Source organism: Acinetobacter sp. GQ146, from assembly GCF_059758585.1.
Genome location: NZ_JCAXDV010000001.1, coordinates 85,606 through 108,337, shown reverse-complemented (window position 1 = coordinate 108,337; position 22,732 = coordinate 85,606). Strand labels below are relative to the sequence as shown.

Sequence of the window (22,732 nt, the reverse complement as noted above, 5' to 3'; positions counted from 1 at the left end):
ACAGAATACCTGTATCAAACCCATCCTTTACCAGTAGTTTTCCACCGCTATATTGCCTTCGCCACGACGATTCATGGTTAAACCACGGGCTTTTAAGGCTTCTTTGGTATCTTCCACCATCTGTGGATTACCACATAACATCACATGGCTGCTTGCAGGATTAAGCTGACAGCCAACGGACTGCTCTAATGCACCATTCTCGATCAATATCGGTAAACGATCATGTAAAGCAGCGTGTGGATCACGCGTAATAATTGGAACAAATTTAAAGCCGGTATGCCCTTCACCAAAGCTTTGTGCAATCTCTTGAATGCGTTCCACATAAGCCAATTCAGCCTCAGTACGAACACTATAGACCAAGTGAATCTGCTGATATTTGCTCCATGTTTCGAAGTCTTGCAGCATCGATACAAATGGTGCCAAACCAGTGCCCGTAGCCAATAACCATAAATCTTGTGGTAAAGGCAATTGATAACGCGCTAAGGTCAGAAATCCATAAGGAATTTTTTCCAAATACAGCGTATCCCCCACCTGTAGATGTTGCAGGTTAGAGGTAAATGCACCATCAGGCACCACAATCGAGAAAAATTCTAAGGTTTCGTCAAAAGGTGAAGAGACAATTGAATACGCACGAACCACTAGCTCATCGCCAACTTTTAAACCAATACGGGCAAATTGACCTGCTGTGAATTTAAAATGTGCAGGGCGTGTCATGGTAAAACTAAATAAAGTATTGGTCCAACGTTGTACAGATAAAACCGTTTCTACGCTAAATTTTTCAATTGACATGATTTCGACGTGGCATCAAAGACTGTGCTCATGTTAGCATGACAGCATAATTTATTAATATTTTTTAAATGTTAAGGCTACATTCATGCGCATGACTTTACGCCAATTGGCTGTTTTTGTAGCAGTCGCTCAGGAAGGCACCGTGACCAAAGCCAGCGACGCGGTCAAGCTCACCCAAAGTGCTGCGAGTATGGCACTGGCAGATCTGGAAGATGGACTCGGTGCGCCTTTATTCGACCGTTTAGGCAAACGTCTGCAACTGAATGATTTAGGTCGTTTTCTATTACCTCAGGCTCTGGAAATTCTCGGACGTTGTGAAGCGTTTGAACAAGCGGCCAAAGGTGAATTACAAAGTATCGATTTACGATTAGGCGCGACCTTAACCATCAGCGATTACCTGATGCCAGATTTGATGGCTAATTTTTTACAGATTCAGCCCCAAGCCCACTTACAGCTTCAAGTTGGTAACACTCGTCAAATGATTGAAGCTGTGAACCAGTTCCAGCTGGATCTGGCCCTGATTGAAGGCTCATGCCACTTACCGCAACTCCAGTGTATTCATTGGCGTGACGATGAGCTGGCCGTCTGCTGCGCACCAGATCACCCGCTTGCGCGCATAAACCGCGAACTCAGCCCAGCTGATTTTGACCATGTTGAATGGATTTTACGTGAAGAAGGTTCTGGTACACGAGAAGTCTTCGACAATGCCATTTTGCAAGACCTCCCTGATGCCAATATTCGCTTAACACTGGGCCATAATGAAGCCATTTTAAAAATTGTGGCGGGTGGTTTGGGCATGTCATGTATTTCAAAACTGGCGATTGAACCTTTGCAAGAAAAAGGACAATTGGTAGTTCTGAAAACCCCATTCTGGCAGCTTTCTCGTCCATTATTTATGTTGGTACATCGCCAAAAGTATCAAGGACCGGGTTTAAAAGCCTTTATGAAGTTCTGTGAAGGTTAATGCTCTTGGCTAAATCAAAAATGCTCCTCATCTGGAGCATTTTTTATATGTAATTTTTTTAACGCTTAAATTGCCGCTCACAAGGAACTCCATCTCCGTGCTTGGGCAATTTTTCAAGAAAAACACGGCTTCCTCATAAGAGTGCATTTGACTGCAATGCATCCGACCGTCACATTTATACTGGATCACTGATTCAGTATTTTACGGGCTTGCAGCATAGGCAGCATGAGCTTTTATCTCTGACACAGGTTCTGCTGCTTTCGAATTCACTTCATAACCAACCGTGCTCAAATTTTGACGCCCCTGAGTAGAAAGTATTTGCTCAGGAAGATGCCCTAAAGCCTCGCGCTGTTGTTGCACAATCTTTTTTTGTTCCTGCATTAATTGTTCAGCTTTTAACTGTTTGGCCGCACGGTAATCCTGCACTTTTTCATAGCTGTAAAAACCAAGCACGGCAATAATGACCAAACTGAACAAAGTTAAGAACGTCCATCGTGTTGTTTTAGCTTTAGCACTTTGCTTGGGTAATACCACGGTTTTTTCTGTTGAGCTCACTTGTGCTAAAAGATCAGAATCATCCGGTTTTAATTCCAAACGAACGATATCCGCTGCCTTAAATTTGCCTTGTTCTTCCACAATACGAAACTTCAAGGTTTCTCCTGTATTGGGCTTAATATGCCAACTAGGAAAATCCTTAATATGGAAAAAAATATCATCCGATGATTCATCCACCACAATAAAGCCAAAACCACGTTCGGAATTGTAGTGTTTAATTTTCCCCTCTAGAAACATAATACACTCTAATCTTTTCTTATTTTTTTTATTCTAATCAATAAAAAAGAGACTCTAAAGTCCCTTTCTTAAATTCTAAATGAAATAAATCGAATGCTTTGTGATTAACGTCTAAAGTTTGTCAATAAAGCCGATGTAATCGATTTATTGTGTGCCGAGACTTTAGCTTTCTTGGCTTTTGCAGAAGTATCTTCAACCCGTTCAATTTTAATCGCTTTCAACTTATTGCCATTTTCAACGACTAAAAATTTTACACGCTCATTGCGTTTCGGCTCACCATCCGCAAGCGGAAAATCTGAGATATGAAAGAAAATATCTTCTTCAGACGTCGCAATAAAACCGTAGCCTTTATCCGCGTTATATTGTCTAATTTTTCCTTGTTGAAACTCAGGTTTCATTCATTTTCCCCTTTTCTGGAAACATGCGAGCTAGAGTCTATAAAAAAGAGGCGATGACTGCCCCTTTTAGCATAGTGAGAATTAATCTTTTTGTACTGAGCCAAAAATTTTATCACCAGCATCACCTAGACCTGGCACGATATAACCTTGTTCATTTAAGCCTTCATCTACCGATGCGGTAAAGATTGTAACATCAGGATGCGCAGCTTCAACTTTCTTAATCCCTTCTGGTGCAGCGACAAGAACCATCACGCGAATATCTTTACAACCACTGGCTTTTAACACATCAATTGCTGCTACTAGCGAAGAACCAGTTGCTAACATTGGATCAATAATCATGGCGATACGGTTTTGCACATCAGGCACTAACTTTTTATAGTAAGTCCGTGCTTCTAGGGTTTCTTCATCACGCTCTAAACCCAATACAGAGACTTTAGCACTTGGTATCAGATTTAAAAAACCATCCAACATACCAATACCCGCACGTAAAATTGGTACTACCGTGATTTTTTTACCTGCAATACGCTGAGTGGTGACTTTACCCGCCCAACCATCTACTTCATGATCTACCACAGGTAAATCTTTGGTTGCTTCATAAGTCAGCAACATGGTCACTTCCTGTGCCAATTCACGGAAATTCTTGGTGCTGATATCAGCACGACGCAATAAACCGAGTTTATGTCGAATCAAGGGATGACGAATTTCATGAATAGCCACGGGAGTACACCTAAAAAGATCAAAATAATATTTCTATTATTATAATTGTTTTTTATAAATCTTATAAGAAAAAAAGCCCCCGCTGAGCGGGAGCTTTTTGATTAACACAATAATTTTTTCAATTATTGACGGGTTAGCATGAAGTGTAATGGAGATAAAATCTCAGCTTGAAGCGCCATTTTAATAATTGGGTCTGGATAGATACCAATTACCAGTACTGCAAGCGCTGCGAGCAATACCATAATACCACCCACTTTTTGACCCCAGTGATCTACCGCATCGATACGTGGCGTATCTGGTGGAGTCATATACATGACTACCATCACACGGAGGTAGTAGTACAAACCAATACCAGAACCTACAACAATCATGGCTGCCAAGAACCAGTGTTGCGTTGTTACCGCAGCCATTACCACCAAGAACTTACCAATAAAGCCTGCTGTTAACGGAATACCTGCTAAAGACAACATCATCACAGTTAATGTCGCCGTTAAGACTGGACGACGCCAGAATAAACCGCGGTAATCAGCCAAACTTTCTGCTTCATCAACGTTGTTGTATGGGCTAGACATCAATGCAACCGCACCAAATGCACCAATCGTTGTTAACACATAAGTGATCACATAAACCGATACGTTGCCTAAGCTTGCATAAGTCATGCTGATTAAACCAATCAACAAGTAACCGAAGTGTGCAATCGATGAATAACCGAGAATACGCTTCAAGTTCACTTGGCGTACTGCCAAGAAGTTACCCACCAAGATTGAAAGCACAGCGATGATGGTGATGATGGTCACCAAAGACTCAACCAAGATTGCGCCTGAAGTCAGTAAGTAACGTACAAACAGACCAATCGTCGCAACTTTCGCAGCGGTTGCAAGGAAGGTAGCGATTGGAGCTGGTGCACCGGCATACACGTCTGGCGTCCATTTGTGGAATGGCGCCAATGAAAGCTTAAAGCCAACTGCAAAAATAATCAGTGCCAAACCTAGGAGTACCATCGGCTGACGGATGTTTTGCATTAATGCTTGGAAAGATTCATAGAAAGACAATGAACCTGTATAAGCATAAATGTACGCCATCCCCATCAGCAACATTGCCGAAGCTGTTGCTGAAAGCACAAGATATTTAATCCCAGCTTCTAATGAGTTTGAACGTTGGTGCGTATAAGCCAATAAACCGTATACAGGAATCGACATCAACTCTAAGCTGATGAAGAAAGATGCATAGTGCGAGCTTGCAACCATTAACATTGCCCCTGCTACAGAGCACAACATTAAGATATACAGTTCTTCACGGTTATCTTTATAGCTTTCAATATAGGCATGAGACAAAGTACAGCATGCCAATGATGCAACCAAAATTAACAATTGGTACAGCATGGTGAACGGATCCACCATGAACATACCCATTACGTTTGCTGGGGCAAAATGCCCACCAAACATGTCGAGCAGAATATATGCCGCAGCAAGGTTTAAGCCGACCACAGACGCTGTTGCGATTAAATTATGATTACGTTTAATCGCAGTGAGAACCATCACAACGACCGCAGTCAACGCCACGATCATTACAGGAGCTAATGGCATAAGCTCAGAAAAAGACATTGTGAAGTTCATGGCTTATTGCATCTCCACATTTTCGAGTTGAACAGATGCTTGATGCACAACGTCAACGACTTCTTGAACTGGAATGTAGCTATTTGCTAACCACGCCATACTTGAATTTGAAATATCAAGGAAGGTTTGTGGGTAAAGACCAAGCCAAAGCAGACCGAATGCACAAACTAACAAGATACCAACTTCACGCGCATTCAAATCTTTCAGTGGACTTGCGTAATGTTGTTTTTGCTCTTCATTTGGCGTACCAAATAAAGCTTTGTGAATCAAAATCAGACCATAAAGACCAGCGAATACTAAGCTGATTGCAGCCAAAATAGTGAATACTGGGAACTTCGCATAAGAACCCATCAAGATCAGGAACTCACCAATGAAGTTACCTAAACCAGGAATACCGACTAATGCTGCCACGAAGAACATGAGGAAGAATGAAAGGTATTGGAATTGACCACGAATACCGCCCATTAAACGCATGTCACGTGTATGTAAGCGCTCATAAACCTGACCACACATAATGAACAGTGCAGCAGAAGATAAACCATGCGCCAACATCATGATCATAAGACCTTGGAAGGTCAAAATGTTACCTGCATACAATGCAAGTAAAATGAAGCCCATGTGAGAAATTGACGTATAAGCCAACAGACGCTTCATGTCGGTTTGCTGGAAAGCACACCAAGCGCCGTAGAAAATACCAATTAAACCCATGATGATTGCGATATCTGCAAACTGTGCAGATGCCGCTGGGAAGAACGGAATAACAAAACGAAGTAAACCGTATGCCGCAGTCTTAATCAAGATACCCGCTAAGTCTACAGAACCTGCTGTAGGTGCTTGCGCATGGGCATCTGGTAACCAGCCATGTAATGGGAATACAGGAAGTTTTACTGCAAAGCCCACAAACAAGCACAGCATGAATGCATAAGCAACCGCTGGAAGCTGAGCATCAAGCGTATTCGCTACACCTAACAAGTAGTTATAGTCGAAGCCAATCATACCCGTCATCATGTATCCATAAACCACAAGGCCTAGAATACCGATCAACATGATTAAACCCGCAACTTGGGTATAAATGAAGAACTTGGTGGCAGCGTAAACACGTGATTTACCATCCGCACCGCGGTGTCCCCAAAGTGCAATCAAGAAGTAGATTGGAACGAGCATCATCTCCCAGAAGAAGAAGAACAAGAACATATCAATCGAAATGAATACACCGATAACCCCGCCCAATGACCATAATAGGTTCAAATGGAAGAAGCCGACGTTCTTTTGAATCTCACCCCAAGAACAACCAACTGCCAAAATACCCAACAGCGCAGTTAAGCCCACCATCAATAAGGATAAGCCATCAATCGCTAAGTGGATATTGATGCCGAGAGTTTGAATCCACGGCAAGAAAAACTCTGCAGACCATGTTGGGACTTTTGCACCCAATTCATAGCTGTATGTACCCGTCTGCCATAATGCAACGGTTAAGCCCAAAGTCACGAGCATACCGACAAGCGCAATATAGCGTGGTAGTTGTTGGTCGAGCTTATCGACCAACCAACATAAAAAACCTGCAATGAACGGTACGAGGATCAGCGCGGGCAAAACCATATTGTTTGTGATTTCCATCTTATTTCCCCACTACCTGAATCACGACTAAGATCATCAGTAGAACCACAATGCCCAGTGACATGCTCGAAGCGTATTCACGCAATGAACCTGTTTGACGAGAGCTTGTAAAGCCGTTACCAGCTTTGACAATTGCAGGTAATACGAGCCATAAACCATCAATTGGATCACGACCACAAATCTTAGCAATCAGTAAATATGGTTTTACGAAGATCAGGTCATACAAGGTGTCGAAACCTAGTGCATTACGGCAAATATTCGCCAAACCTGCACCCAATGAAGTTTTCGCAAAACCTTTCACTGCACCGTAAGCAAAAGCAAATAAGATGACACCAATCACAAGACCAGCGAGGGCAATACCAACCGCAGTATATTCTGCGCTGTGCATACCATGCTCTAGAGCTTCTGGAATCACAAATGCTGGAATTTGAGCAGCATTCAAGATGCTTTCTACTGGCGCTTTAAGTGCTGCACCAACGAAAGTTGAAAGAAGCGCTAAAATTGCCAAAGGACCCCAATAAGTCACGCCTTTGATTTCATGATATGGCGTATTTTCTTTTCCGAAGAACACAACCCAGATCAGACGGAATGTGTAAATCGAAGTTAAGAATGCACCTGCTACACCCACCCAATACAAGGTGTTATACACTGCGATTGATTCGCCTTGTACCCAAACCGCACCTAAGATCGCATCTTTCGAGAAGAAGCCGACGGTGATGAATGGAATAGCAGCCAATGCACCGCCACCAATCGCGAAGCAAGCAAATAGGAATTTATTCTTGTAGAACAAACCACCCATTTTGAAAATGTTTTGTTCGTGGTGGTAAGCCAAGATCACCGCACCAGAAGACAAGAATAATAATGCCTTAAAGAATGCGTGAGTCAGCATGTGGAACAGACCCGCTTGGTATGCTTCCGCACCAACAGCCATAAACATATAACCTAACTGACTCATAGTTGAGTAAGCCAAGATACGTTTGATGTCGGTTTGAACCAATGCAGCAAAACCAGCAACCAACAGCGTTACCGCACCAGTAATCGAAATGAACATCATCACTTGAGGTGCCATTTCAAATACGGTGAACATACGGCAGCAGAGATAAACGCCCGCAGTAACCATTGTCGCTGCGTGGATTAATGCAGATACTGGTGTAGGACCAGCCATCGCATCTGCTAACCATGTTTGTAGTGGAATCTGTGCAGATTTACCTGCAGCCCCTAAGAACAACATCAATGCTGTCCAGATGGCCATAGATGAACCTTGAGTTAATACTGTCGGTGCCGCAGCAACCACTTCTGCAATGTTTAATGTACCGAACTGTTGGTAGATTAAGAACAATGCAATCAGTAAGAACACATCACCGACACGCGTTACGGTAAATGCTTTAATGGCAGCAAAACCGTTGTCTGGATTTTGGTAGTAGTAACCAATCAGCAAGTATGAGCACAGACCTACGCCTTCCCAACCCAAGAATAACAATGCCAAGTTATCGCCAAGAACCAGCAACAACATGCTTGCAACGAACAGGTTGAAGTAAGAGAAGAAACGTGCAAAGTCTTCTTCACCACGCATATACCATGATGCAAAGATATGAATCAGGAAACCAACACCTGTAACCATACCCATCATCAATAATGATAAGCCATCAAGGTGCAAGCTAATGCCTGGTGCGAAATCACCAACTTGGAACCACGTCCACAAGTGTTGGACTTGGGCGACAGAACCATTGTTAACGAAATCCATCCCCGCAATTAGGGCAAATAAAGCAGATAAACCGACAGCCCCAACGCCAATAATCGCTGCAACTTTCTCAGGTAAATTCTGGCGCCCCGCCGCTAATAAGACAAAGCCGATTAGCGGAAACAAAACTGTTAAATATAAATAACTCATCCGCGCATCTCACTAGCAGCATCCACATCCAGATGATGGAAGCGATGATAAAACTGGAGGACGATCGCAAGACCGATACAAGCCTCTGCTGCAGCAAGGGTCAAAATCAGAATGAACATGATTTGTCCATCTGGTTGTACCCAAGCACTACCCGCCAAAACGAATGCCAATGCAGCGGCATTCATCATAACTTCAAGGCTCATTAACATAAATAATAGGTTGCGTCGCACCATTACACCGTAAAAACCCAGTGCAAAAAGAATGGTTGCAACGATCAAACCATGTTCTAAAGGGATGTTGCCCATTATTCTTTATCCTCTTCTGCACTTGGCTCACGTTTACCTAAGTGGAATGCTGCAACCAATGCTGCAAGCAATAACATCGCGGCAACTTCTACCAATAATAAGTAGTGAGTAAAGAGCGCTTGACCAACAGCTTTCGGACCTACAATTTCAGTGCCCATAAGATTGCCTGCCGTGGTGTAGTCTGAACTTAACATCCAAACCAAAACCAAGCCCATCAGGAAACTCATTAACGCTGGGTATGCCCAAGCAGATGATGTTAACCACTGACGCTCCTGATCAACAGTATGTTGACCAAGATTCAGCATCATCACCACGAACACGAATAACACCATGATCGCGCCAGCGTAAACGATAATTTCCAGTGCACCTGCAAATGGTGCACCGACAATCATGAACATCCCTGCAACTGCAAGCAAAGATACGATCAAGCTAAGTAACGCATGTACAGGGTTCGCGTTAGTAACAACACGAACCGTAGAAACGATGGCCACGAGTGCCATCAAATAAAACGGCCACATCATGGTAATAGACTCCGTACATCAACAGGTGCGCTTTCACGTTGCGCCTGACCTTTTTCTTTTCCTGTTACAGCCATACCTGTAACGCGGTAGAAGTTGTAGTCTGGATATTTACCAGGACCTGAAATGAGCAAGTTTTCTTTCTCATAGACAAGGTCTTGACGAACGTACTCACCTAATTCGAAATCAGGTGTCATCTGAATTGCAGTGGTAGGACACGCTTCTTCACACATCCCGCAGAAAATACAACGCGAGAAGTTAATACGGAAAAATTCTGGGTACCAACGACCATCTTCTTTTTCCGCTTTTTGGAGTGAAATACAGCCCACTGGACACGCAACAGCACATAAGTTACATGCTACACAACGCTCTTCACCATCTGGGTCGCGCGTTAATACGATACGACCACGGAAACGCGGTGGTACGATTTCTTCAGCTGGTACTTCTGGATATAAAATCGTGTCACGTTTACGCGTCACGTGGCTGAATACCATCCACAATGATCGTACAATTGACCCAACTCCAGCTAGAAATTTAAACATTTTGTTCTCCCTGCTGTCTTAGGCCTGATTCATCAGAATCACAGCACCAGTCACGAGTAAGTTGACCAATGCCAATGGCAAGCAAATTTTCCAACCAAAGTTCATTACTTGGTCATAACGTGGACGCATTAAAGAACCACGCGCCAATACAAACATCATTACAAAGAATGCTGTTTTGATAATGAACCAGAATGCTGGTGGAATGAACGAAATCTCAAGGTTGAATGGCGCTAACCAACCACCGAAGAATAAAGTCACGATCAATGCAGAGATCAAGACCACGTTGACGTATTCCGCAACGAAGAACATCCCCCATTTCATACCGCCATATTCTACATGGTAACCTTCAGCCAATTCTTGTTCAGCTTCTGGTTGGTCAAATGGATGACGGTGAGTTACCGCAACACCCGCAACCACAAAGATCATGAAGCCTAAGAATTGAGGAATAACAAACCAAACATCACGTTGTGCTTCAACAATTTCACGCATGTTGAATGAGCCTGCAATCGCAACCACACCCATGAGCGAAATACCCAAAAACACTTCGTATGAAATTGTTTGCGCAGCAGAACGTAAACCACCGAGTAATGCATATTTGTTGTTTGAAGCCCAACCACCAAATAACACGGCATATACTGCAATACCTGCCATTGCCATAAAGAACAATAAGCCGATGCTCATGTCTGCCACACCCAAATATGGGCTAACAGGAATCACCATGAACGACAGTACCGCAGTTGCCATTGCAACTGCCGGTGCTAAACGGAACGTTAATTTGTCCGCAAATTTTGGTGTCCAGTCTTCTTTGAACATGATTTTCAGCATGTCGGCAACAATCTGGAACATACCCCCAGGACCAACACGGTTTGGACCGTAACGGTCTTGCCATAAGCCGAGCAAACGACGCTCGACAAATGACATTAAGGCTGCAATCAATACCACCACCAATAAGATGATAACGGCTTGAATCACAGAGTACGCAATCGGCCAGTTCTCAGCCCAGAGCGGTGTTTGACGTATAATTTCTTGATTCATGAATTACACTCCTACCGCGACTGAAACTGGTTCAGCTAAAGAAACAGTCGGTGCAAGACCAATTGGATAACCGATGTAGCCTGCTGGTAAATATTCGATGACTTGAACAGGCAAGCTAATGCTCGTTTCACCTGCTTTCACCGTCATTTGCTGCCCGTCTTGAACATTCAAACGCGCTGCATCTTGTTCACCTACAGCAAACATCGCTTCAGGAATACGTGATTCCATTGCAGGTGTTTTTATCGTGAATTCACCAGAAGCAAAAATGTGGTGCATCGGTACTAAGCGGAAGCTTTCTGGATTTACCACTACAGCTGACGGAGCAACGAAGCTACGTGCTGGACGTTTTGGTAAACGGTCGAATAAACGTACGCCAGAATCACCACCTTTTAAGTGACCACCCACGTTATCTTGGAATTTGTTCCAAGCTTGTGGCGAGTTCCAACCTGCAGACCAAGCAAATGGCACAAGTGCAGATGGAGTTTGCGTACCCACATAACCTTCCATAGAGAATGTTAATGCTGAGTCAATATCCGTTGGTTGTTTTGGTTCGTGAACAGATAAAGGCGCACGAATAGCAGTACGACCAGAGTAACGACGTGGTTCACGCGCAATTTTTAAACCATGTACACGGAAGCCCGCATCTGGAGCAACATCTTCAATCGCTTGTAATGCAGGAACATTCTTCGCAACTGTTTCAATTACATCATCAAGCAATGTCCAAGAAATGGCTTTACCTTTCAAGCCAGTTTCAATGGCATGTAACCAGCGCCAAGATTCTTTAATCGCATATTCAGGTTTGTAGTAGCTTGGGTCATACACTTGGTAGAAACGTTGTGCACGGCCTTCTTGAGAAACTACAGTACCATCACCTTCAGCAAAAGATGCCGCAGAAAGAACAATTGAAGCTTTCTTCACAGTTTCAGTTTCAGAATGATCAAGTACGATCACTTCTTTGCCTGAAAGTGCAGCATTCACTTGCGCAGCAGGTAAACGACGATAAAGATCGTTTTCAACCACAATCACGGTGTCATAGTCTTGAGCAAATGCTTGCTCTAAGCTTTGACCACCAAGAATTGCCAAGCCCATTGAGTTCACTTCAGGAACAGTCAAAGTCAAGCCAGCATTACCAAGGTTTTGCGCAACTTGTGCTGCAGCTTCCATGATTGCAGGATCTTGTAAGCTGGTACCCGAAATAATTAATGGCTTTTTCGCAGCTTTTAAAGTGTCCGCAATTGTTTGAGCAAATGCTTTCGCATCTTCAGCCAAACCAGAAAGCACTTCACCCTTCACTGCAGCAGCAACCGCAAAACCTAAACGTGCTATATCGTTTGGAGAAGCAACCACTTCACCAGTCGCTACGTCAGATAAACGCGTTTGTGTTGCAGCCAAGATGTAAATTGGTGATTTTGCATCTTGTGCAATACGTTGCACAGGCTCAGCCAACCATTCTTGAGTACGACGCTCAGCTGCCATTTCTTTGGCTTTGTTTTTCGCTGCTTGGCGAACAGACAAGGCCATACGTGGTGCAGTTTGAGTTAAATCTTCACCCAAAATCAACACAGCATCATAGCTTTCAATTTCACGCATACCTGGGTTGTAAACACCTTCGGTTTGCATGATTGAAGCCGCCAATTCAACCAAGTTTTGCTCTTTTTGAGACATACCTGTTGAATAGTTTTCTTGACCCACTAACTCACGCAGTGCGTAGTTCGACTCAAGAGATGCACGTGGCGAACCGATACCCAAAACTTTTTTACCTTGGATATTAGCAATCACGGTATCTAATACTTGATCGACAGACACTACAGTCGCATCAGCACCATCACGGAGTTGTGGTTGACGCGGACGATCTGCACGGTTCACATAACCTGTACCGAAACGGCCTTTGTCACACAAGAAGTATTGGTTTACTTCACCGTTAAAACGGTTTTCTACGCGACGGAGTTCACCATAACGCTCACCTGGAGAGATGTTACAACCTGAAGAACAGCCTTGGCATACGCTTGGCGCATACTGCATGTCCCATTTACGGTTGTAACGTTCAGAGTGAGTTTTATCGGTGAATACACCTGTTGGACACACTTCAGTCAAGTTACCCGAGAATTCAGACTCTAAAGTCCCTGATTCTGGACGACCAAAGTAAACACGCGATGCATTGGCATAAACACCAAAGTCTGTACCACCTGCGTAGTCTTTGTAGTAACGAACACAACGGTAGCAAGCGATACAACGGTTCATTTCGTGCGCAATAAACGAACCTAATTCTTGGTTGTAATGCGTACGCTTCGTGAAACGGTAACGACGACGGTCGTGTTGCGTCATTACAGTCATATCCTGTAAATGACAGTGACCACCTTCTTCACAGACTGGACAGTCGTGTGGGTGGTTCGTCATCAAGAATTCAACAATAGACGCACGGAAATCCTTCGCTTCTTTGTCTTCAATCGAGATGTAGGTATTGTCAGACGCAGGCGTCATACATGACATGACCAAACGACCACGCGTATCTTCTGGATTCGCGTATTGAGTCACAGCACATTGACGGCATGAACCGACAGAACCTAAGGATGGATGCCAACAAAAATATGGGATGTCGATGCCAAGGCTTAAACATGCTTGTAGCAAGTTTTCTGAGCCGTTGACTTCATACGATTTTCCATCGACATGAATTGTAGCCATAGTCGAATTCCTTAAGCTTGTTCTACGTTGCTAGTTCGAGCGGCAGCATCTACTACCTTGGCTTCAAACTCGCTACGGAAATATTTAAGTGCGCCCATTAACGGTTCCATTGCACCAGGAGCATGTGCACAGAAAGTTTTACCAATCCATAACTTACGCGTTAATTCTTGTAAGTGATCGATATCTTCTTTCTTACCTGTGCCATCTTCCAATGCTTTCAGAGCTTTAACCGCCCAAGGTAAACCATCACGACAAGGCGTACAGAAACCACATGACTCACGCGCAAAGAATTCTTCTAAGTTACGTGTAGCAGAAACCATACACTGGGTTTCATCAACCACCATCAACAAACACGTACCTAAACGTGAACCTGCTTTCATGATGCTTTCCGCATCCATAGGCAGGTCAATGTGTTCAGCGGCCAAGAAGTCAGTCGATGCACCGCCTGGTAACCAAGCTTTTAGCTTAAGACCATCACGCATACCACCCGCATGTTCTTCAATTACTTCACGTGCGGTTGTACCAAATGGCAATTCCCATAAGCCAGGGAATTTCACCTTACCTGATGCGCCATAAATCTTTGTGCCTGGATCTTTCGATTTGCCTGCAGAAAGATTGATGTACCATTCAGGACCACGCAACATGATTGCTGGTAAGTTATTGTAGGTCTCTACGTTGTTTACAATTGTAGGACGACCCCAAGCACCTGCAACTTGCGGGAATGGTGGTTTAGTACGTGGGTTTGCACGGCGACCTTCAAGCGAGTTAATCAATGCAGTTTCTTCACCACAGATATAACGACCCGCACCCGTATGTACGTGCATTTCAAAGTTCCAGCCAGTTCCGAGGATGTTTTCACCCAAGTAACCTTTGGCACGGATTTGCTCTAATGCTTCATTTAAGTATTGAGCCGCTTCGATGTATTCACCACGGATGAAGATATAACCATGCGTTGCTTCAAGGGTATAACCTGCAATCAACATACCTTCGATCAATTGATGCGGAAGTTTTTCCATCAACAAACGGTCTTTAAAGGTACCTGGTTCCATTTCATCGGCATTACAAATCAGGTAACGTGGACCTGAATTGTCATTTGGCGCCATCAAAGACCATTTGATCCCTGCTGGAAAACCTGCACCACCACGACCTTTAACGGTTGCAGCCTTAATGACTTCAAGCACGTCTTTCGGTGGCATAGTGATTGCTTTTTTAAAGCCTGCATAACCCTCAAGCGCTTCGTAGTCATCTGCACTACGAACAAACTCTTGTTTACTCAAACGCCAAGTTAATGGATGAGTTTCTGGGTTACCGTCGCCATAAATTGGTTTTGGTTCGGTATTCATACATACTTCTCCAACAACTGTTTCACTGAGGTCACTTCAACCAGACCGTGAGTGTCTTCATCAATCATTAAGGTAGGACCTTTGTCACAGTTACCTAGGCAGCAAATTGGTAGCAAAGTAAAACGACCATCTGCAGTCGTTTGACCAAACTGAATACCTAATTCACGCTGGAATGCTTCTGCTAAAGTTTCCGCACCCATCAAGAAGCACGCAATCGAGTCACATAAAAGAATTACGTGACGACCTACAGGTTGACGGTAGATACGGTTATAGAATGTTGCAACACCTTCAAGATCAGCGACGCTCATGCTTAACATTTGCGCAATGGCATTCATTTGTGCATCATCTACCCAACCATTACGGCGTTGTACACACTTCAGCGCATCAAGACAGGCTGCACGCGGGTACGGATAGTGATCCATGTGATGTTCGATATCGTGAATTTCTTCCGCAGTCAAAATTCCTTCAACATTCACACGTGGCTTTTTATCAGTCAAAATCATCATAATGCGTTACCCCTTAGCGATCCACGTCAGCCATTACGACGTCAATTGTCGCTAAATAAATGATCAAGTCAGATACCAAACTGCCGTTAATCACCGAAGGCATTTGCTGTAAATGCGTGAAAGTAGGTGTACGAATACGGGTACGATAACTCATGGTTGACTTGTCAGAAGTCAAGTAGTAGTTCGATGCACCTTTCACAACTTCAGCCATCACAGATGCTTCACCAGCAGGCATTACAGGACCCCAAGATACGCTTAAGAAGTGCGTAATCAAGGTTTCAATATCTTGTAAAGTCTTGTCTTTTGGTGGTGGAACAGCCAATGGGTGATCCGCTTTATATGGACCAGAAGGCATGTTATCCAAGCACTGTTTGATGATTTTTAATGATTGTTCGATTTCACGGTAGTGAACGATGACACGCGCATAAGCATCGCCTTCGTACTCGACTGGAACTTCGAAGTCATAGTTTTCATAACCACTGTATGGACGGTATTTACGAACGTCGAAATCAATACCTGTTGCACGAAGACCAGTACCTGTTACACCCCAAGCCAATGCAGATTTTGCATCGTATTGCGCAACATTACGGGTACGACCTTCAAATACAGAGTTTTTAAGCGCTGCAGTGTGGTATTCCTTCAAACGTTTTGGCATCCATTCGAGAATTTCACGAATCAGGTGCTGCCAGTTGTTTGGAAGGTCATGCGCTGTACCACCGATACGGAACCATGCTGGGTGCATACGGTAACCCGTGATCGCTTCAATCGCGTCATAGATTTTTTGACGGTCAGCGAACATGTAGAATACAGGGGTCATACCACCCGCATCCTGAATTGCAGTCCCGATATATAACAAGTGGTTATTGATACGGAACAATTCAGACATCATGACACGGATACATTGCGCACGCTCAGGTACTTGAATACCAGCAAGCTGCTCAACACCCATCACGTATGGCATGTTTTGCGCACAACCACCTAAGTAGTCAACACGGTCGGTATAAGGAATAAATGAATGCCAAGTTTGACGTTCAGCCATCTTTTCCACACCACGGTGGTGATAACCGATATCAGGCACACAGTCTTTCACTTCTTCACCATCCAACTGCAAGATTACACGGAACGCACCGTGCGCAGATGGGTGGTTAGGACCCAAGTTCAAGAACATGAAGTCTTCGTCAGCATTACCACGTTTTAGACCCCAATCTTCTGGGACAAAACGTAAGTGCTCTTGCTCGAAGTCTTGTTTCGCTTGGTTCTGCATGTACGGTGTATATTCCGTAGCACGTGCAGAGTATTCCTTACGCAGAGGGTGACCTTCCCAATAAGTCGGCAACAAAATACGACGGAGCATTGGATGCCCTTCGAAATTGATCCCGAACATATCGTAAGCTTCACGCTCGTACCAGTTTGCATTTGGCCAGATATTGGTTGCTGTAGGAATATTGAGATCGCTCTCATTCAAAGCAACTTTAATACGAATATCTGTATTGCGCTCTAATGACAATAAGTGATAGAACACTGTAAAGTCAGATGCAGGCAAACCGTCACGGTGAGTACGTAAACGCTCGTCTACCGCAGACAAGTCAAACAGCATCACGTAAGGACGTGACACTGTACGCAAGAACATTAAAACTTCTTGTACACGTGCGCGCTCAACCCAGACCGTCGGAAAATCTTCACGAGTCGTTTGCACATAGAAGTTCTCACCAAATTTGGTTTTGAGCTCTTCTATAATTGCAAATGCTGGGCGTGAATCAACTGCTGTTGATTCTGGCATAGCAATGTCAGTTTCAGCCATTGGCTTGGCTTCCTATTTAATACAAATTCAGTCAACCTTAACGACAATTACACCCATCTCGGGTGCATCAAACATTCATCGTTAAAATTATTTAATTTCATCCATAGAGCGTAGGTTTTTCACCGCAATACGCTGTGCATTCTTACGATCGCGTTCTGGCATCATCTTTGGCTTATACACTGGCTTAAGATCATCACCAATCACAGCAGATAGCGGACGACGCTCTAATTGAATTTGATCCTGCAACAACATCAGTGCTTGAATCAATGCTTCTGGACGTGGTGGGCAACCTGGGATGTACACATCGACAGGAATGATTTTATCGACACCTTGTACAACCGAGTAGATGTCATACATACCACCTGAGTTTGCACAAGCACCCATTGAAATCACCCATTTAGGTTCTAACATTTGCTCATACAAACGCTGAATAACAGGTGCCATTTTAACAAAGCACGTACCTGCTACAATCATCAAGTCGGCCTGACGCGGTGAAGCACGAATAACCTCAGCACCAAAACGTGATAAGTCATGCACACCTGTTAAGGTGGTTGCATACTCTACGTAACAGCACGACGTACCAAAGTTAAACGGCCAAACTGAGTTCTTACGTCCCCAGTTTACTGCTGTGTGTAACACGTCCTCTAAACGAGTCATGAACACATTCTTATTCACTTCTTCTTCAAGCGGATCAGCAACAACCTGACGCTCCTGAAGTGGATATTGATCAGCATTCGGATTCGCACGGGTTAAGGTATATTTCATCCCGAGTTACTCCTTATCAGATGAGATAGTCGATGATTTTGCTTTCACACGACCAGATGATTGAGCTGGGATATGACCCGTAGGGTCTGTTACCAATTCTTCAATAGAGTTAAAACGTGTAATGTCAGCAATGTTCATATTAGGAGAGCCAACTTTAATCGCTTTACCAGCAGCTTTACGACGATCTGTAGGTGCCCAATTTAACGCACCAACTGACACTGCATAAACCAATGCAATCAATAAATCGACCACAAAAATTACAACAGTTGTAAAACCTAACCAGCCTACTTCTCGTACAGAGGTAGACCATGCATAAAGATAAAGCGCTTCTAAGTCAAAAACTACGAAGAAAATAGCAACCAAATAGAACTTAGCAGACAAGCGAATACGTGCACCACCTGCACCCACTACGCCTGACTCAAACTGCTCCTGCTTAGCACGGCCCCATGACTTACCCCCAAGGAGTAATGGAACTGTGAGCATAAAAGCACAAAGAAATGTAACGCCGATCACGAAGGCAATAATTGCCCATTCGTATGGAGTAATGGCACTCATGCGGGGATAACTCCTGGCAGGCCTATTTATTAACAAAGAATGTATGTATTGGCCTTCAAATACACCAAACACAAAATTAATCCCGCCAATTGTACCTGATTTATGATTTCACTTGCTAGTTTATAGCTCTTAGTCTTTCGGATGATTTTTTGAGCTTTTTTCAGTATTTCCACGCATAAAACACTGAAACACACGTCACTATCGCTTTATTGAATAAAAAAATAATTTTCCATCATTTTTTTCAACATTGCTTCCATTTTATATGCTTTTCTGCACTTCAAATTTCAGCTGAAATCCTTTATTTATCTTATAAGCATCCGAATTATCGAATAACAAATCCCTTGCGAACAATCCAACACAGTATCGTGAAAAAAACATAAAATGGGATAAAAAGCACTCAAATCCGAAGAGGAAAATCTAGAAAAAATGTAATCTTATTTACAACACTGCTACACGACAAAATTACCTGATGATCACGATTATGGTATTCCTATATCATCATGTAAAACAAATAATAAGGAGCAATTATATGAATCTAGAATTCACTCACAAACCCAATTATTACTTGTTTGCACAACTGCTCATTCGCCATATTGAGAACTATATTGCCAAACATCCCGATGCAAACAATGCAATATTTGATCTGCGTGATATCTATGAATTATTTAGACAAGATCGAGCTTCAACCACCACCAATTTAGATGGTATTTTTGACATAGTAGATGACTATAAAGTAGAAACCCTCAATGGTGATCAGAAGCTCATTACCCGTCATGCCATAGATACACTCAATAATTCGTTATTGGTCGACTTTAATCAAGAAGCACTCGAAAGCTTAAAAAGCGGCAAACAAATTATTGAACCCGATGCCAGTATTATTGATTAAATTACTAACACCCCAACAAGATAAAAGCCCAACTTATTCACTCCACAGAATAAATTTGGGCTTATCTTTACAACACATTTAAATTGATTTGACCTAGCTGTCTAAACTTTCTTTGACCCCAGCCTTCTTCTTTCCTGCTTTAGCAAAGCGCTTAGCAGGCCAGCTCATGGTAAAGCGCGCCCCCTTCAAATTTGGACTGGCATCCACCTCAATACGACCACCAAACCAATAAGCGATACGACTGACAATTGAAAGTCCCAAACCATAACCACCTGAGGCACGGGTACGACTATCATCTAAACGAGCAAAGGCTTCAAAAATACGCTTGCGATCTTCTTCTGGTATTCCTGGACCATCATCTTCAACACAGACATAAGCCATGCCAGCCTGATTGATTCCGCCACTAATAACGACTTTATGATCGCAATAGCGCACCGCATTTCCGACCAGATTCTGCACCACACGATGCAAGTAACGTCGTTCCGCATCCACCACAAGATTGGGTAATGGAGCTTGCACAATAATCTCTTTTTGCGTTTTTAGTGCTTCGGTCTCGGTGGCGACTTGCTCTAATACTTCTGCTAAAACAATTTTCTCAAAATCCAGTGAAGGTGTGCCCTGCTCCAACTTGGCATAGGTCATGATTTCATCAATCAAGGTATTCAAGGCCTCAATATCTTTATCAATCATCTCGACCTGTTGCAGGCGGTAATCATAATCATCTTCTTCCGCCAACATTTCCATGCCAAAGCGTATCCGTGCGACCGGTGTGCGCAGTTCATGCGAAACCGCCCGCATCAGTTCTCGCTGCGCTTCAATAAGGCGTTGAATATGATCCGACATACTGTTGTAGCTAGATGCCAGACTCGCCATCTCATCCGTACCATCGACCGGCAAACGCAGACTCAAGTCCCCTGACTTCATACGGTTTAAAGCATAATTCACTTCGCGAATCTTACGCTGCATCGGCAAAATCAGGCCATAGACTCCCAAACTCAACACAAACAGACTGAGCAAGGTAATTCCAGCCGCCAACTGAAATGGCATCCAGTTAAATAAAGGCACTGGACCTAAAACCAGCACTTCTGTTGGTGAACTTGGTATCGGGGAAACAATAGAAATCGTCGTGCCGCGTACTGTCGCGCTGTCTCGATACAAGATAATGCTATGATCTAACCTTAAACGTCCGATTTGTTCAGAATCTAACGGCAGGTTTTGTACTTTTTCAATTTCGATTGGATAAGAGAAATGCTTCTGAATTTTTGCCAAATATTCTTTTTCCTGACCTGGGTAATACACCAGATAGTCCAGAATAAAGATCGGCAAAGCTTTCATTTGACGCTCACCAATCTTATCGACTTTGACATAAAGATAATGGTTGGTGTCGTTTTTTAGACCAATAATGATATAGGCAATTGAGTTTTGCGCATCATAACGTACTGCTGCTTTACGCTGGCTAATTCGTTTTTCCTCTGCGCGAGACAAATCAACCTTATTGGCATCGACATAGTAAATGGGCAGTTCCAGTAAATCCGAAGCATCCGAAATCCAGTCGACTTTTTGCTGCACCGTTTGCTGACGAGCGATGCCTTCACTAATGATAAAAGACAGCCCATCCGTGAGTGACTCACGATATTCTTGCGCACGCTGATAGTTAATGATTTGCACCAAGAGATAACCAAACAGCGCCACGATTGCGACCAGCACAACCAGACCTGCATAGATCCGCAAGAATATACTGTGTTTAAACACGAAAATGTCCTGTGTTAATCATTCAAAAGGGAATTACATTCCATTGGTTTCTTTGACAAAAAGATAACCTTTACTACGCACAGTCTTAATACGCTTAGGATTCTCAGGATCATCGCCAATTTTTGGACGAATACGCGAAATACGCACGTCAATCGAACGGTCTTGACCGTCATATTCAATGCCACGCAAACGTTCAAAAATATCTTCACGCGATAAAATACGACCTGCATTTGACGCTAACAACCAGAGCAAATCATATTCTGCACTGGTGAAGTCCACCAATTCGCCATTTAGTGTTACAGAACGGCCACCATTATCGATGACGAGATCATCAAACTCGATACGTTGAGCCACTTCATCTTCAGGCGCTTTGTCGGTGCGACGCAATAAAGCACGGATACGTGCTAATAAAACACGTGGCTGAACAGGTTTCGCCACATAGTCATCTGCCCCCATTTCCAAGCCAAGCACTTGATCCATATCTTCGGTACGAGCCGTTAACATTAAAATTGGTTGATGATAATGAGGACGTACTTCACGACAAATGGTTAAACCATCAGCACCCGGTAACATTACATCCAACACCACCAAGTCAGGTTGCTCTGCAATAATACGACGAATCGCACGATTACCATCTGGCTCTACACCCACTTCCAATCCATTACGGATTAAATATTCCTGGGTTAAACGCGCTAAACGCTCATCATCTTCTACAATTAAAATTTTCGGTAACTTTTCTTCTTGGCTCATAAATTGCCCCTTCAATAGCATGAAGCGTATCTTTTAAAAATCCGACAGATACGACGTAATATAATTTTGCAATATACACACGTTTACATTGTAAACAAGATGCCATTCACCAAACTGATACATCTACGTAGCTTTTTGTAATATTTTTTAATCATTGAATTAATTGGCTTTTTAAGATTGTAATTTTTACAACCCACTCGCCGACTTGCTGTTACAAAACGATGTTTTATTAAGCAAATCAGACCATTGATCAGATTCTGACTGATCAATTGCATTCTTTTTTACTTATCCACAAGTTTATCTATAAGCAGATAAATCTAGCTTTGCTATGCTATGCCCTTGTCTAATAAGGCTTAAACTAGAAAGACAAAAACAAGGAATTTTGAGCAATCTTTTTTTGACATGAATCAGAAAAATTTTTAGTAAAATGTCAATATTGATCTACCCTCAATTTTCCCGTATCTTGTGTTCAATTCAATCTTAAACCACTAAGTCTTGTGTTTATTCC

20 protein-coding genes and 1 pseudogene are annotated in these 22,732 nt (G+C 43.2%); 2 read left to right on the top strand and 19 right to left on the bottom strand.

Annotated elements, in window-relative coordinates:
• Positions 1 to 27: 27 nt before the first annotated feature.
• Complete coding sequence (locus AC6CHI_RS00485) at positions 28 to 789, bottom strand: ferredoxin--NADP reductase (RefSeq protein ID WP_498119019.1); 762 nt, start codon at positions 787 to 789, stop codon at positions 28 to 30.
• A gap of 85 nt (positions 790 to 874) precedes the next feature.
• Between AC6CHI_RS00485 and gigC the strand changes: the two genes are divergently transcribed.
• Positions 875 to 1,753: a LysR family transcriptional regulator GigC gene (gene gigC / locus AC6CHI_RS00480; protein ID WP_458890982.1), complete on the top strand. Its 879-nt coding sequence runs from the start codon at positions 875 to 877 to the stop codon at positions 1,751 to 1,753.
• A 58-nt stretch (positions 1,754 to 1,811) separates the two neighbouring features.
• On the opposite strand, the pseudogene AC6CHI_RS00475 reads toward gigC, so the two are convergent.
• From AC6CHI_RS00475 to ndhC, 16 genes and pseudogenes are all read right to left on the bottom strand, one after another.
• Positions 1,812 to 2,545, bottom strand: a pseudogene (locus tag AC6CHI_RS00475) (cold shock domain-containing protein).
• A 104-nt stretch (positions 2,546 to 2,649) separates the two neighbouring features.
• Positions 2,650 to 2,943 carry a cold-shock protein gene (locus AC6CHI_RS00470; protein ID WP_458890984.1) on the bottom strand — a complete coding sequence of 98 codons (294 nt, stop codon included), beginning with the start codon at positions 2,941 to 2,943 and terminating at the stop codon, positions 2,650 to 2,652.
• Positions 2,944 to 3,024: 81 nt separating this feature from the next.
• Positions 3,025 to 3,660 carry a uracil phosphoribosyltransferase gene (upp, locus tag AC6CHI_RS00465; protein ID WP_498119018.1) on the bottom strand — a complete coding sequence of 212 codons (636 nt, stop codon included), beginning with the start codon at positions 3,658 to 3,660 and terminating at the stop codon, positions 3,025 to 3,027.
• A 122-nt stretch (positions 3,661 to 3,782) separates the two neighbouring features.
• The gene (gene nuoN, locus AC6CHI_RS00460) at positions 3,783 to 5,276 is read right to left on the bottom strand and encodes an NADH-quinone oxidoreductase subunit NuoN (protein WP_498119017.1); all 1,494 of its coding nucleotides are present in this window, start codon (positions 5,274 to 5,276) and stop codon (positions 3,783 to 3,785) included.
• A gap of 3 nt (positions 5,277 to 5,279) precedes the next feature.
• On the bottom strand, positions 5,280 to 6,887 hold the full coding sequence (nuoM, locus tag AC6CHI_RS00455) for an NADH-quinone oxidoreductase subunit M (protein ID WP_498119398.1): 1,608 nt from the start codon (positions 6,885 to 6,887) through the stop codon (positions 5,280 to 5,282).
• Between the two features lie 7 nt (positions 6,888 to 6,894).
• Positions 6,895 to 8,784, bottom strand: coding sequence for an NADH-quinone oxidoreductase subunit L (nuoL, locus tag AC6CHI_RS00450; protein WP_458890987.1), 1,890 nt, complete (start codon positions 8,782 to 8,784; stop codon positions 6,895 to 6,897).
• Positions 8,781 to 9,089, bottom strand: a complete 309-nt coding sequence (gene nuoK, locus AC6CHI_RS00445; protein ID WP_039621332.1) for an NADH-quinone oxidoreductase subunit NuoK — start codon at positions 9,087 to 9,089, stop codon at positions 8,781 to 8,783. Before nuoK ends, nuoL begins: the two co-directional genes overlap by 4 nt.
• Complete coding sequence (gene nuoJ, locus AC6CHI_RS00440; RefSeq protein ID WP_458891127.1) at positions 9,089 to 9,607, bottom strand: NADH-quinone oxidoreductase subunit J; 519 nt, start codon at positions 9,605 to 9,607, stop codon at positions 9,089 to 9,091. The genes nuoK and nuoJ overlap by 1 nt, the downstream gene beginning before the upstream one ends.
• Complete coding sequence (gene nuoI, locus AC6CHI_RS00435) at positions 9,607 to 10,149, bottom strand: NADH-quinone oxidoreductase subunit NuoI (RefSeq protein ID WP_116762494.1); 543 nt, start codon at positions 10,147 to 10,149, stop codon at positions 9,607 to 9,609. The genes nuoJ and nuoI overlap by 1 nt, the downstream gene beginning before the upstream one ends.
• 18 nt (positions 10,150 to 10,167) lie before the next feature.
• Complete coding sequence (gene nuoH, locus AC6CHI_RS00430) at positions 10,168 to 11,184, bottom strand: NADH-quinone oxidoreductase subunit NuoH (RefSeq protein ID WP_498119016.1); 1,017 nt, start codon at positions 11,182 to 11,184, stop codon at positions 10,168 to 10,170.
• A gap of 3 nt (positions 11,185 to 11,187) precedes the next feature.
• The gene (nuoG, locus tag AC6CHI_RS00425; protein ID WP_498119015.1) at positions 11,188 to 13,866 is read right to left on the bottom strand and encodes an NADH-quinone oxidoreductase subunit NuoG; all 2,679 of its coding nucleotides are present in this window, start codon (positions 13,864 to 13,866) and stop codon (positions 11,188 to 11,190) included.
• A gap of 11 nt (positions 13,867 to 13,877) precedes the next feature.
• Positions 13,878 to 15,209: an NADH-quinone oxidoreductase subunit NuoF gene (nuoF, locus tag AC6CHI_RS00420; protein WP_087526390.1), complete on the bottom strand. Its 1,332-nt coding sequence runs from the start codon at positions 15,207 to 15,209 to the stop codon at positions 13,878 to 13,880.
• Positions 15,206 to 15,715: an NADH-quinone oxidoreductase subunit NuoE gene (gene nuoE, locus AC6CHI_RS00415; RefSeq protein ID WP_458890990.1), complete on the bottom strand. Its 510-nt coding sequence runs from the start codon at positions 15,713 to 15,715 to the stop codon at positions 15,206 to 15,208. The genes nuoF and nuoE overlap by 4 nt, the downstream gene beginning before the upstream one ends.
• A 13-nt stretch (positions 15,716 to 15,728) precedes the next feature.
• Positions 15,729 to 17,516, bottom strand: a complete 1,788-nt coding sequence (nuoC, locus tag AC6CHI_RS00410; protein WP_458890991.1) for an NADH-quinone oxidoreductase subunit C/D — start codon at positions 17,514 to 17,516, stop codon at positions 15,729 to 15,731.
• An 87-nt stretch (positions 17,517 to 17,603) separates the two neighbouring features.
• A complete protein-coding gene (locus AC6CHI_RS00405; protein ID WP_498119014.1) occupies positions 17,604 to 18,281 on the bottom strand; it encodes a NuoB/complex I 20 kDa subunit family protein in 678 nt (225 codons plus the stop codon).
• A gap of 6 nt (positions 18,282 to 18,287) precedes the next feature.
• Complete coding sequence (ndhC, locus tag AC6CHI_RS00400; RefSeq protein WP_498119013.1) at positions 18,288 to 18,836, bottom strand: NADH-quinone oxidoreductase subunit A; 549 nt, start codon at positions 18,834 to 18,836, stop codon at positions 18,288 to 18,290.
• A 529-nt stretch (positions 18,837 to 19,365) separates the two neighbouring features.
• Between ndhC and AC6CHI_RS00395 the strand changes: the two genes are divergently transcribed.
• A complete protein-coding gene (locus AC6CHI_RS00395) occupies positions 19,366 to 19,722 on the top strand; it encodes a hypothetical protein (RefSeq protein ID WP_498119012.1) in 357 nt (118 codons plus the stop codon).
• A 93-nt stretch (positions 19,723 to 19,815) separates the two neighbouring features.
• Here the strand turns inward: AC6CHI_RS00395 and bfmS are convergent, their stop codons facing one another.
• A complete protein-coding gene (gene bfmS / locus AC6CHI_RS00390) occupies positions 19,816 to 21,474 on the bottom strand; it encodes a sensor histidine kinase BfmS (protein WP_498119011.1) in 1,659 nt (552 codons plus the stop codon).
• A 33-nt stretch (positions 21,475 to 21,507) separates the two neighbouring features.
• On the bottom strand, positions 21,508 to 22,224 hold the full coding sequence (bfmR, locus tag AC6CHI_RS00385) for a response regulator transcription factor BfmR (protein WP_016166031.1): 717 nt from the start codon (positions 22,222 to 22,224) through the stop codon (positions 21,508 to 21,510).
• Positions 22,225 to 22,732: the final 508 nt, after the last annotated feature.